Below are 12,939 nucleotides of genomic sequence, written 5' to 3'. Positions count from 1 at the left end.
TAACGGGCCCGATCCGTGCCCGGCGTCACGTCGGCGCGAAGATCGGGCATCCATCAAAACAAGAAGAACAACAACCCGGAGACACACCCATGAGTTCCTCGCAGACGGCCCGGCGGCCGAAACGAATTCCTGAGGATCACGAAGCGAGCCGTGCAAAACCGCTCGATGTCCAGCACTTCCTCGACGCGCAGCCGGTGGGCCGCTTCCAGTGGCTCGTTCTGCTGTTGTGCATGTTGATCGTGATGCTCGACGGGCTCGACACGGTGATGATCGGCTTTATCGCGCCGTCGATTTCCAGCGCGTGGGCGATTCCGCGTGACGCGCTCGGCCCGGTGATGAGCGGTGGCCTGCTCGGCCTCGCGTTCGGCGCGCTCGCTGCCGGCCCGATGTCCGATCGTTTCGGTCGCAAGACGGTAATGGTCAGCGCAGTGCTGTTCTTCGGCCTGTGGAGCGTTGCGTCGGCGTTTGCGACCGGCGTGGCATCGCTGACGGTGCTGCGCTTCCTGACGGGCATCGGTCTTGGCGCGTCGATGCCGAACGCGGCTACGCTGATGGCCGAATACGCGCCGCCGCGGCGCCGCGCGCTGATGGTGACGGCGGTGTTCTGCGGCTTCACCTTCGGCGCGGCGGGCGGCGGCTTCGTGAGCGCGTGGCTGATCGAAACGTGGGGCTGGCATTCGGTCCTGCTGCTCGGCGGCGTGTTGCCGGTCGCCTACGTCCCGTTGCTCGTCAAGTGGCTGCCCGAGTCGGCGCGTTACCTCGCGCTGAAGGAGAGCCGGCGCGCACGCCTCGTCGGCGTGCTGAACCGTGTTCAGCCTGGCACCGCCGACGAACGCACGTGTTTCGTTTCGGACGAACCAGCACGCGACGCGCGCAGTCCCGTGCGCGCGATCCTGTCGCGCGAGCACGCGTTCGGCACGGTGATGTTATGGATCTGCTACTTCGCGGGGCTGCTCACCGTCTATCTGCTCGGCAGCTGGCTGCCGACGCTGATTCGCGGCCTCGGCTTTTCGCTGGCCGAAGCGGCGGTCGTGGGGGCATTGTTCCAGGCGGGCGGTACGGTCGGATCGGTGCTGATCGGCTGGCAGATGGACCGCTTCAATCCGCACCGCGCGCTCGGCGTGACCGTGCTCGCATGCGGCGTACTCGCCTGGTACATGGGCGCATCGGCACACCCGTTCAACATGATCTGCCTGCTGGCGCTCGGCATCGGCTATTGCATGAACGGCTCGAATACCGGCTTTTGCGCGCTCGCGGCCGGCTCCTATCCGACCGAGATGCGTGCGACCGGGACGAGCTGGATGCTCGGCGTCGGTCGCTTCGGCGGCATTGCGGGCGCGATGCTGGGCGCGGCCATGCTCCATGCGAACTGGGGCTTCGGCCAGGTCTTTGCGGCGCTCGCGGTGCCGGCGGCCGTGGGCGGCGCGGCGGTGCTCCTCAAGGGCGCGCGCCACCGGGGAACGTTCGTGTCCGTGAGCGTGAGTGCCGGCCATTGAACGGGAGCGCGGCGCGAGAGGCGGCGCGCGGGATCGCGTGAAGGCGGGGCTGTGCGCCGGACCAAATCGACGCGCCGCGCGAATCCGCTTGAATTCCAGTGTGGAATTGTGTTCTCATTTGCCCATCACGATACGGATGAGAAGGCGCCATGGCAGGAAATCTCGAGCGTGCGCTCGCAGTGCTGGAATTGCTGGCAAAGAACGGCGGCCGCATGCCGCTGGCCACCATTGCCGATACGCTCGACATTCCTCGCAGCGGCACGCATCGCCTGCTGTCGATGCTGATCGACGAAGGTTTCGTGCGGCAGGACGGGGAACACGGCGAGTACATGCTGGCGCTGAAGCTCGTATCGCTTGCGCTGATCTATATGTCGACGAGCGGGATGTTCGACATTTCCCAGCCGGTACTCGACCGCCTGGCCGAGGCGTCCGGTGAATTGGCGCGGCTCGGCGTGGTCGAGGACGATCACATCACATTCGTCGGCAAGGCGCAGGGCGCGAAATCGGGGCTGCGTTACGACCCGGACATGGGCAGCCAGCCGCCGCTGCACTGCACCGCGAGCGGCCAGGCGTGGCTCGCGACGCTGCCTGACGAACGCGCGATCGAACTCGTTTCGAAGCAGGGCGGACTCGGCTCGAAAGCGCAGAACGTGCCTCGCGCGCCAAAGACGATCCAGCAGTTCCTGAAAGACCTGCAAGGCGCGCGCGAGCGCGGCTACGGGATGGCGATCGAGACTTACGAGATCGGCATGGCATCGATCGCGGCGGTGGTGCGCAATCCGGTAACGGACACGGTGGTTGGCATCGTGAGCCTCGCCGGCCCGACGAGTCGCCTGCCGGAATCCCGGCTCAAGGAGCTCGCGCCGCTGCTGCTCGAAGCGGCTTCCGACATGAGCGCGGCCACGCTGGGTTCTCCGTGGTTCAAGCGCGCGACCGCGGCGGGCGCGCCGACGGAAGCGACACCGGTTATCGCAACGAAATCAACGACGCGCGGCCGATCTCCAAAGCGGTAGCATCACAAGGCCCGGGCGCGCCGTGCGAAAGCCCCCATGCTTGAGCAGACTCGTCGAAGTCACTCGGCGAGGGCTCGGGGCGAACCGATAACGGTGCGGCCCGTTCGACCATCTCGTCCGAGCCGAGGCACGAGCAGGCTCGTCGAGCATCGCTGTCGTGGTGGTCGGTCATCGATATAAATTGACATAATGGTAATTATCGATGTTTTAGGGTCGGATTGATTTTATTCCTTCAGCCGGTGCGCCCAATCGCGCTCCCCATCGCCGGGGCTCTGTCCACACCGTGCGGCTCTGCCAGAAATGCAAACCCAGGTTTGATTTCCCACGGCTGGCAAGCCTTTGCCTCGGCGAAGTCACACTGCCTAGTGTGCGTTGAACCCGACCCGTGTCATCTTCCCCCAAGACTTGTCTTTGCGCAGGAACTGCCACCAACCGAGCATGCGCCAGTAGCTGTTCAGCTGACGGTAGCCGAAATTTTCGATCACGGCAGCCAACGCCAGCCGCAGCAAGTCGCCCAAACGCGGGAACGGGTGCGTCGCAAGCTCGGCCAACACGAGCGACGACACGCTAAGAAACATGCCAAACAGAAAGACCAGCGAAAGGAACGCGTTCAAGTACGAGACATTGATCCAACCGAGCGCCCAGAAGGCAGGCAACAGAATATAGCCCGACAGTTCGGCGAGCGGCCCGAGGACATCGACGATCAGGATCTGCCCCATGCCGAGCCAGCCGATACGGCCATATCGGGGCCGGAACAGCATATCGCGCTGCTTGAAGAACACTTCCAGCGCACCACGCTGCCAGCGACAACGCTGCCCCTTCAGCACCTGTAGCGATTCCGGCGCTTCCGTCCAGCAGATCGGATCGGTCAGGAATGCAATGTTGTACGGTCGGCGTTGATCCCGCAAATGGCGGTGTATCTTGATCACCAGATCGAGATCCTCGCCGATCGTATCCGTCCCGAAGCCACCGACCTGCACCGCCACGTCACGCCGGAACAGGCCGAATGCCCCCGAGATCAACATCAGCGTGTCCACGCCGCTCCACGCGACGCGCGCCATCAGGAACGCGCGCAGATATTCAATGGACTGCACGAGCGGCAGGAAGCGCCTTGGGGCGCGAATCTCGACGACCCGTCCACTCTGAATGCGGCACCCGTTCACCACACGCACTACGCCGCCGACCGCAACCGTGCGTTGTGGCTGCTCGACGAAGGGGCGGACAATACGCAACAATGCGTCGGACTCCAGCAGCGAGTCCGAGTCGATCGCGCAGAACAGCGGCGCGCGCGCCAGGTTGATCCCGGCGTTCATCGCGTCGGCCTTACCGCCGTTTTCCTTGTCGATGACGAGCAGGTTCGGATGGACGCGCGACACATAGATGCCGCGAATCGGCTTATGCGCGACGACCGCGTCGAACGTGCGCTGAGTCGGCATCAGCTCGAACGCGTCGGTCAGGACACCCAGCGTATTGTCCGTCGAGCCATCGTTGATGACGATCACTTCAGTCAGCGGATACTCGAGCGCAAACAGCGCCTTCACACAGTCGACGATCCCCAACTCCTCGTTGTAGGCCGGCGCCAGCAATGTGATCGGAGGGGCGCTCGCGCCATAGCGGCGCCAGAGCTGGATACCCCCGCTTTTCACACCGGGACGGATCATGCCACCGGCCGCCGCGACGATCTGGAACAGGTACAGCGCGTTCTGCAGCACGTTGACGGTCAATATGACGGTCACGATGCCATGCACGATCACGGACAAGATGTCATTCGCGGTCACGATGCAATCTCCTTGTGCTCCAGCAACGTCAGCGCAGCGACGTCGCGCGCCGCAGACGGCCCACCCTGCGCCGCGCGCTCCAGTATGCGGTAACCGCGCTCGCCTTCCATCGCGAGGGCCTCCGCCGCCCGGAACCGGACCCACCAGTTGGCGTCGCTCAACAGTGTCTCGATCTCGCCGTCGAGCGCTTCGACGTTGATCTTGCCCGCTGCTTCGACTGCCGCCACCCTGACATACCACACGTCGTCCCGCAGCAGCGCCCGCAGCGACGAAGCGGCGATCGGATGATGCAATTGGCCCAGCGCACGCGCCGCCGCCACCCGCACGTCGGGCTGCCGCGAACGCGTGGCGTCCGTGAAGACGGGAATCAGCGCGTAGTCGCCGGACGCGGCCAGCGCGCGAATGGCCAAGCTGCGAAGCCGCGGCAGCACTTGATCGTCCGCGGCGAGCGCGATCAGATCCGACATCTGGTGGCTCGCCAGGCGCTCGAACAACTCCTGGGTCAGTATCGAGTCGGTCAATCCGCCCAGCTTGTCGATGACCTGCTTCAACGGCACGTGATGTCCCCGTCGCGCCAGCGCCCAAGCGGCTGCAAGGCATACCGTGGCTTTGCGGTCGTCGAGAGCGACGATCAACGCGCGGGCCGAGGCGTCATCTTCAAACAACGCGAGCGACTCCGCCGCGCGCCGCCGTAACCCGGACCTCCGCCGCTGCAAGTCGCGCACCATGCGCTCCTCCAGCCCCAACTGGCTGGCCAGTTGTATCAGCCGGACATGCTCATCGCCAAGCAACTGACCCGCCAGCCTGAGTACGAGCGACGTCATCAGCGCCGGGTTGTGGCGCGCGGCGCGTTTGATCTCGGCAAGGCTCGCTTCCGGACCGACCAGCCAGAGGATCAGCTCGTGCGACAGCGCCGCCGCCAGCTCCGTATCGCGTGACGCCAGCCATCCGCGCACCGCATGGCCGAGCAGCAGCATCCCCAGCATCAGCACCGATATGGCGCTGAGTGCGAGCGATGCGGTCTGGATCGATCGGAGCATCGGCGCGTCCGCTTAGAATTTCACGGTCATGCCGAGCCCTACGACGTCGCGGTCGTAAAGGTGCGGCCGTAACTCGCGCGCCGCCGAGACGTTGATCGCCAGCGAGTCGCTGACATCGTAGACGGCACCCGCATAGAAGGCGCGGGTCCTGACGGTCACGCCCTGGTCCGACTCGGGCGCATCGGCGAACCCTGCCAGCAGACGCAGCCGGCGCCACGCCTGCCAATCCGCGCGCAGCGCGTACCCCGTCAGATACCGGTTTCGTTCGTCCAGCGTGTTGATCCATTTCGCCGTGACCCACAGCTGATCGTCGCCGAGATACTGGATCGCGCCAACGCTACCGGACCAGATCCGCGCAGTCTCATAGCGGGCGTAACGCGCATCGAGCGTCGCGAAAGTCGGCCGCTTGCCGGCCTCCCTATCGAGCCGCCATTGCACGCCGGTACCGGCCGCCACTTTCGGCAGAATCGATGCGTCGGGTGTGCCGCCGCCATAGAGATAGACGCTCAACCTGTCGGAATACCGATGATCCAGCCTCAACTCGGAATAGACGTCGGTCGTATCGAATCGCCGGCTCACGTCCGAACTGACGGAAACCACGTTGCGATCGTCGATCGAATACGCCAGGCGGACGGAGCCTTCCTGCCAGGCCGGCGATCCGTTCGACAGGCTGCTGTATTCGCCACCGACGTCCAGACGAAATCGCTGGTGATCCGGCAGCCCGGCGCGTTGCGGCGCCACGGAATCCGGCGCCAACTTGGCTGCCTCGCGGTAGACCGCGCGTGCCTCGTCGTCACGCCATTGCGCGCGCAAGCTGTCGCCAAGACCGATCAACACGGACGCGTTGCCCGTTTGCTCGTGCGCGAGCACGCGATACTCCGACTCGCTATTCCGGGCGTCGCCCTTGGCGAGCAGCAGGCTCGCGTGCAACTCGCGCGCTTCGGCATCATGCGGGGCGTCGCGCAAGACGACATCGACCTGCGCGAGCGCTGTATCGAAGTCGCCACGACGCTCGGCGATCCTGGCGAGCGCGAGACGCGCATCCTTGTATCCGGGCGCCAGCGACAGGACGCGCTGAAACAGCGGGGCTGCGTCGTTGTCGCGCCCTTTCGCCATCAGCACCAGGCCCTCCTGCAGCAGCACGTCGACATTGTCCGGCGCGGCGGCCGCCGCGCGAGAGAGCAGATCGAACGCTTCGTCCATGCGCCCGGCCAGCCGCGCCTGTACGCCGGCCCGATACAGTCGGGCGATTTCCGCGGGGGAAAGGCTCGGCCTGCTTTGGGCGACAGCCGCCGGCAAGCAGCCGCAGACCAGCAAGGCCGTGAGCGCGCAACGGCCGGCAAATGGAACCTGGCTCACCATCAGGCGCGCTCCTGCGGGGAAACGATGCGTGCAATGCGGGACTGCAATTCGCTGAGCGAGAACGGCTTTCTCAGGTAGTCTTCCACGCCCCACCGAAACGCGTTGACGACATCGGATTCCAGCTTGCGTCCGGTAATCATGATGACGGGCGTATGCTCGAGTGCCCCGTCCTGATTCATCTTGCGCAGCAGCGCAAAACCGTCGAGGCGCGGCATCATCACATCCAGCAGCGCCATCGACGGCCGCTGCTCGCGTATGAGTTTGTACGCGGCCTCGCCATCGGCAACCGCCAGCACCCTGTAACCCCAGGTCGAGAGTTTGTGCTCGAGCAGCTCACGAAGGAGCGCGTCGTCTTCAGCAATGAGAATCGTTGGCAAATCCGACATTTTCGCTTCCAGGACCATGGCTGTTGGGTAGCTGCCCGCTTGCGGCGGGCCGGGACAGTGAGATTTTGCGCATTGCCGGCCGACGACTTCCGATCAACGATCCAGCAGCCCGTGGAACGCGATGCCGGCATAGTTCGGCCATGCGCGAAACACGGGTTGCAGGCTGGCAGAGACGGTCAGCAGACGATCAGGATCGCCGAGGAAACTCACGTTGTTCGCATCGATTCGTTCCCTGCGCTGCTCGACATATCCGACGCCCCGCTCCAGCGTGGTGGCGCGATCGAGGCGCACGGCGACCATCTTGCCGTCTTCGGGCACCAGCCACAGGGTGCCCGCGCCGCCCGGCGGCACCGGCGCGAAAGTCTGCGTCCACTCGTCCTGCATCGGGCCGTTTTCAAGCGCGACGCTGACCGGGAAGTTCCGGGCCGCGCCCCACGCCAGCAAAGGCGCCGCCACGCGCTGCACTTGCGCGGCATCGGTGCGATACGCCATGACGGTCAGCGAGTGCGCGGCTCGACCGATCCGCTCAAGCACCTCGTTGCCTCCCGGCGCATCGAGCAGCCAGAAAGGCAGGACCGTATCGAGCGGCAGTGCCGTTGCCTCCCCGAGCGCGGCGACGGTCATGCCCCACGCGTGCATCACCGCCTGCGGCTCTGTACGATACGCGGGCAATTGGTACGGCTCGATGTCATATTGAACGCCGCTCAGCCGCGTCGGCTCCGCCGACCCGCGCTGATACTGTTCGATGGCACGCAAGCGCGCCACCGCTTGTTCGCGCCCCTTTTCCGTGACCATTTCCGGATCGCCTTCGACCGCCCAGACCTGGATGCCGGCTCCGCGCGCGCGCGCCACGAAATCACGCAGTGCGTCGGCGCCGGTCACCTGACCATCAGCGATCGGCAACGCGATGTAGAGGCGCGACACCTTGTACCGCACCGCGTCCTTGAGCAAGTCGCCTCCGCCGTCTTCCCATCGGTTGCGCCGCCACACCCACGCGGCACGTCCGCCCTCCGCCGCCGCAGCGCGCGGCGCGAGGTGCACATCGCTCAGGTCGAGGCGCCCGCCTTCGGACGGACACACCAGCACGAGGTTTTGATCGATGTTCTCTGTCCCGCCCGGCAAAGTCGCCAGATCGATTCGGCCGTGCACCTGCTCAGTGCCGACCGTTCGCTGTAGCGGGTACAGCGCGCCGGGATCGCGCCCGGCCGCTGCAATCCCCCACTGAAAACCGGCGCTCCCCCTCCCGGCCAGCACGACATCGCCCGCCGCGACACGCGGCCATCGGGCGTAGTGCCGCTCCAGAACGATGCCGGCGGGCTGCCGGCCAGGCCGGCAGGCAATCGCGACCGCGTCACCTTCGCGATTGCGGCTTGAGCTTGCCCGCTCTTCCTGTCCAAACGGCCGGAGCGTGAGGCCGGGCAAAAGCGGCGTGTTGAACATCAGCATGTCAGGTTTGGCCGGATCGCCGGGCGACGCCGGTCCGATCGACGTCGGCACGAAACGATTGTCGTCGACGACGCCCGACACGGCGATGCGGGCATCGGCAGTGGCCCCCAACGACGATAGCCACGCGGACCACTGCAGTTGCGCGTCCTTCGGTAGATCCAGTTCGAAACAGTGGGGAGAAGATGCGATCGGCCGCCCTTTTTCGTCAAAACACTGCAACCGGGTTGTCTGGGAGTGCGCGGACGCGGATGCCGAAACGGCCACGATCGCAGCAACCCACAACATGATTGAAAGCTTCATTCTACTTACTGTTCGCGTTTAGCCGATTCGATGACTGCCACGAGGAGGGATTCGTCTTTCGGCACTGAAAGCTAGACGGCCGCTCCCGGAGCGTACCCGTTCCATCGCATACCAACACCGATGAACAGGTGGTTTGGCGGGCAATCCACTCCTGCAGACCAACGGGGCAAGCCACAGAAACCGTCTACTCGGAACGACATCCCGTCGCCAGAGCCGCGTATTTTCCCTCAATACCCCGGTGCTTGAACACACTCTTCGGGTGAAAGCCGACAGTTATTTAATCCAGACACAAGCTTGCGTGTCACGAACGGTGGGGCGAATGTAACGCGCACCGGATCTGGGCATCTTCCGCGGGATCAGGTACCTCCGGCGACGGGCCAGACGCAGGTCGAAAGCGCGGCGACGTCAGCGACCAGGATGGACGCATGATCGCAGCAGTGATCGGGGCGACAACATTCGGCCAATATGAAGTTTGGAATCTTGGGGGTGGGAAAACCAAAGCCTTGAAGTTCGCCGAACTAATTCATACGATTACCTTGCCCGGATATTGAGGGTACAACCACAACGTGAGGTGACCATGGCAACCCGAAAAAAAGACCGCTCCAGCGGGTAAGATCTTGCGCGACCCAAAATCAGGCAAGAAAGAGAAGGAAGTCGCCCCGTCCGATTTGGCGCAGCGTAAAAGCGCGACGTCGGGCAAGTCCAAGCCGCAAAAGTAAGCTTCATCGAGGCACACCGTGCCGGTTAGCCGCTGGCCTCTCTCAACCGGCTGATCAGCGGCGCCGCGTATTCGATAGCGTTGATATCAGAGGATGCGTAGATCGAGTGGCAGGGAGCCCCCTTCGCGCAGTGCCAAAGTACTTGAGACGCAGCGTCAACACTATCAATCGCTCGATATCGTTGGGTCACTGACTACATGGATACGATCACTCCCGGTTACGCGGGTCTATTTGCGTAATATGTATGACCGCTTTTGTTGATTGATGTTACGGCTTTTTAGATGGAATGGTCGCCTCCCGCCTTAACGGGCCGTCCGCCGCTCGCGTCAGCCGAACTGGCAGCAACGAACGACACGCAGTCGTTAAGCGAAGTCGTCGACCGGTCGCATCTCTTTTCTTCGTTCACCGCATGGTTCAACGCGACCGGCCAGCCCGCGATGTCGGTGCCGCTTTACTGGGACGAACAAGGCCTGCCGGTCGGTAGCCATTTCGCGGGGGCGTTTGGCGCGGAGGCACTGCTGTTCCCGCTTGCCGCGCATCTTGAGCGCGCTGCCTCCTGGGCCGGCCGCATTCTTCCAGTCTGCGTTGGACCGACGATATCGTGAACCGCCTGGCAGCAAGCGGCTGGCAACCTGCCGCATCGCACTCGGGCTCGATCTCCACGCGATAAGAATGGACGAAAAGCAATGCCATCGTCGTCGCAGACTTTCGGCACACTCGCATCGTCACGCTGGCCGATACGGATCAGATAGTAAGCAACCCACACATCCTTTGCATGTCCGGCAGTGCATGCGCTACGCTCGATTTTGCCCCACTTCGGGGCTCGAAATTTAAGCGCTTAAACTCTCAAAACGACAATCCCGTGCTCGACGGGGTCCATTACATGGAGGATGACGATGAACAGACGATCGATGTTGCGCTGGAGCGTTTCAACCGCGGCGCTCGCGTGCCTCGACCTGGCAGCCCCGCTGCCCGCCTTCGCGCAACGCGCCGCGCCCGGTGCGGCGGCGAGCCCGTTTGCGATGGGCGCCGACATATCGACGCTCCCGGAACTCGAAGCCCATGGGGCGACCTTTCGCGATCGCGACGGCGCGCGGCGCGACTGCCTGAAGATCCTGCACGCGCACGGCGTCGATTCGATCCGCATCAAGGTATGGAACGATCCCGGCAATCCGGATTTCTTCCCTGCGAACCAGAGCGATGCGGCGGGCTACAACAATGCCGCACACGTCGTCGCGCTCGCGAAGCGCGCGGCCGCGCTGGGGATGCGCATCCTGATCGATTTTCACTACAGCGACTGGTGGGCCGACCCCGGCAAGCAATACCCGCCGCATGCGTGGGCCGGCAAGAATCTGTCGGACACGTGCGCGCTGCTGTCGGCCTACACGACCGACGTGCTGCGCCAGCTGCAGCGCGCCGGCGTGCGGCCCGAGTGGGTACAGATCGGCAACGAGATCACGGGCGGCATGCTGTGGCCGCTCGGCCGCTACGACCAGTGGGACAACCTCGCGCAGTTGCTGAAGACGGGCCGCGATGCGGTGAAGGCCGTCGATCCGCACATCAAGGTGATGCTGCACATCGACAGCGGCGGCGACAACGCAAAGAGCCGCTGGTGGTTCGACAGCGCGACGCAGCGCGGCGTCGCGTTCGACGTGATCGGCCTGTCGTATTACCCGCAGTGGCAAGGCTCGCTCGACGACCTGCGCAACAACGCGAACGACCTCGCGGTGCGGTACGACAAGGAGCTGATCGTCGTCGAGACCGCGTATCCATGGACCACCAGCGACGGCGACTCGGAGCCGAACTCGATGACGAACACCGGTTCGACGACATTCCCGCCGTCGCCGGCCGGCCAGGCGCAATTCCTCGGGGCGGTCGTTGATATCGTGAAGGGCGTGCCCGGCAATCGCGGCAAGGGCGTGTTCTGGTGGGAACCGGAGTGGATCCCGACGCCGGGCGTCGGCTGGAAGCTCGGCGCGGGCGATCAGTGGGACAACAATACGTTGTTCGACTTCCATGGCAACGCGCTGTCGTCGCTCGACGCGTACCGTCAACGCTGACGCATCCCGGCGTCACGCCATCGACGCTTCACCGCACCGGCGCATCGCGCGTCAGTGCGGTGTATCGAAGCGGCGTCGCGCGGGCGCAGCCGTGCCGCTTCCGCTCGCACCGCCCTGCCCTCCGCGCGCATCCAGCGCGAGCAGCGCGCACGCCACGAGCGCCAGCACGCAGCACCCTGCGAACGTCGCGCGATAGCCGAACAGGTCGATGCAAGCGCCGGACAGCACGCCCGATGCGATCGAACCGACACGCGCGGTGCTGAAGAACATCGCGGTCGCGGTACCGGGGCGCGTCGGCATCAGGTCGCACACGTGCGTCATCCCGAGGCACGACGTGATCGCGACCACGCATGCGCTCAGCAGTTGCAGCGGCAGGATCATGTCCACCCGCGTCACCGCCGCGAGCCCGACGAAATATGCCGCATGGACGGCCGTGCATGCCGTCAGCCAGCGCGCCTTGTCGAGCCGCGTCGACCGGATGCCGAGCCACAGCATCATCGGGATCTCGAGGAACGCGGCGAGGCCCAGCGCGGCCGATACGTTGGTCGGCGTGCCGCCGAGTTCGCGCACCATGTACAGCGGCAGTACGATCATCGTCGCGTTCGCGGCAAGCCCCGTCAGCGTGAGCGCGACAAGGGTTCTCAGCACGCTCGCACGCGGCGCGACGACAACCGCCGGTGCATCGTCCGGCGGCGTCGCAGCGCTGTCGACCGTGCGGACATGAACCGCCGTCGGCCGCCGCGTCGATTCCGAAATCCGCGCGACGATCGCCGTGCACGCGACAAAGCCGACGGAAGCCGCGAGAAACAGCCCGGTAAACCCTGTATGCGCGAGGATCAGCGCGCCAAGCGCGGGACCGAACACCCACGCGACAGACAGCATCGTGCGCAGCGCGGCCGACGCGAGTTCGCGCTGCGCGTCGTCGTCGACCGGCAGCACCGCGCGCGCGAACGAAAAGATCTGCGACAGCGACACCGCCCCCGCACCGAGCAGGATCGTGCCTGCCACGATCACCGGCCCGTGCGCGCGCAGCACGCACAGCAGCGCGAAGCCGAGCGCGGCGGCCGCAAGCGACACGACGAGCAGCGGCCGGCGCTGGTCGCGGCGATCCGACCAGCGCCCGGCCCACGTGCTCGCGACGACACCGCTCGCCGCGATCAACGTCATGAAGATGCCGGCCAGAAACGGCGACATCCCCGCCGCTTCGACGCCGAACAGCGACAGATACGGCGCGGTAAACGACATCGCGACGCCGAGCAGCAGCGCGGCAACGGACAGCGGCACGAAATGCGCGATCCCGGCGAGGCGCGCGAAATGCAACCGCGGCGACTGCATCGCG

11 protein-coding genes are annotated in these 12,939 nt (G+C 65.0%); 5 read left to right on the top strand and 6 right to left on the bottom strand.

Annotated elements, in window-relative coordinates:
- The first annotated feature begins 89 nt into the window (after positions 1-89).
- Together ACV229_RS31560 and ACV229_RS31555 are read left to right on the top strand one after the other, a co-directional pair.
- Positions 90-1,496, top strand: a complete 1,407-nt coding sequence (locus ACV229_RS31560; RefSeq protein WP_448087006.1) for an MFS transporter — start codon at positions 90-92, stop codon at positions 1,494-1,496.
- 149 nt (positions 1,497-1,645) lie between these two features.
- A complete protein-coding gene (locus ACV229_RS31555) occupies positions 1,646-2,509 on the top strand; it encodes an IclR family transcriptional regulator (RefSeq protein ID WP_448087005.1) in 864 nt (287 codons plus the stop codon).
- Positions 2,510-2,871: 362 nt separating this feature from the next.
- Here the strand turns inward: ACV229_RS31555 and ACV229_RS31550 are convergent, their stop codons facing one another.
- The 5 genes from ACV229_RS31550 to ACV229_RS31530 all read right to left on the bottom strand — a co-directional run bounded on the left by ACV229_RS31550 (position 2,872) and on the right by ACV229_RS31530 (position 8,821).
- Positions 2,872-4,287: a glycosyltransferase family 2 protein gene (locus ACV229_RS31550; protein ID WP_448087004.1), complete on the bottom strand. Its 1,416-nt coding sequence runs from the start codon at positions 4,285-4,287 to the stop codon at positions 2,872-2,874.
- Positions 4,284-5,327, bottom strand: a complete 1,044-nt coding sequence (locus tag ACV229_RS31545; RefSeq protein WP_448087003.1) for a HEAT repeat domain-containing protein — start codon at positions 5,325-5,327, stop codon at positions 4,284-4,286. The genes ACV229_RS31550 and ACV229_RS31545 overlap by 4 nt, the downstream gene beginning before the upstream one ends.
- 12 nt (positions 5,328-5,339) lie before the next feature.
- Complete coding sequence (locus ACV229_RS31540) at positions 5,340-6,689, bottom strand: YaiO family outer membrane beta-barrel protein (protein ID WP_448087002.1); 1,350 nt, start codon at positions 6,687-6,689, stop codon at positions 5,340-5,342.
- Entirely contained in the window at positions 6,689-7,075 is a 387-nt protein-coding gene (locus ACV229_RS31535; protein WP_448087001.1) for a response regulator transcription factor, read from the bottom strand. The genes ACV229_RS31540 and ACV229_RS31535 overlap by 1 nt, the downstream gene beginning before the upstream one ends.
- Before the next feature lie 93 nt (positions 7,076-7,168).
- Entirely contained in the window at positions 7,169-8,821 is a 1,653-nt protein-coding gene (locus tag ACV229_RS31530; protein WP_448087000.1) for a hypothetical protein, read from the bottom strand.
- Between the two features lie 425 nt (positions 8,822-9,246).
- On the opposite strand from ACV229_RS31530, the gene ACV229_RS31525 reads away from it, so the two are divergent.
- From ACV229_RS31525 to ACV229_RS31515, 3 genes are all read left to right on the top strand, one after another.
- Positions 9,247-9,372 (top strand): hypothetical protein, encoded by a 126-nt coding sequence (locus tag ACV229_RS31525; RefSeq protein WP_448086999.1) that lies wholly within the window; start codon positions 9,247-9,249, stop codon positions 9,370-9,372.
- 449 nt (positions 9,373-9,821) lie between these two features.
- Positions 9,822-10,145 (top strand): hypothetical protein, encoded by a 324-nt coding sequence (locus tag ACV229_RS31520; RefSeq protein ID WP_448086998.1) that lies wholly within the window; start codon positions 9,822-9,824, stop codon positions 10,143-10,145.
- Between the two features lie 291 nt (positions 10,146-10,436).
- The gene (locus tag ACV229_RS31515) at positions 10,437-11,600 is read left to right on the top strand and encodes a glycoside hydrolase family 53 protein (protein ID WP_448086997.1); all 1,164 of its coding nucleotides are present in this window, start codon (positions 10,437-10,439) and stop codon (positions 11,598-11,600) included.
- A gap of 51 nt (positions 11,601-11,651) precedes the next feature.
- On the opposite strand, the gene ACV229_RS31510 is transcribed toward ACV229_RS31515, so the two are convergent.
- On the bottom strand, positions 11,652-12,935 hold the full coding sequence (locus ACV229_RS31510) for a sugar efflux transporter (protein WP_448086996.1): 1,284 nt from the start codon (positions 12,933-12,935) through the stop codon (positions 11,652-11,654).
- Positions 12,936-12,939: the final 4 nt, after the last annotated feature.

The organism is Burkholderia sp. MR1-5-21, assembly GCF_053427715.1.
Note: the sequence above shows the minus strand (reverse complement) of the source record. Positions and strands in the feature narration are given on the sequence as shown.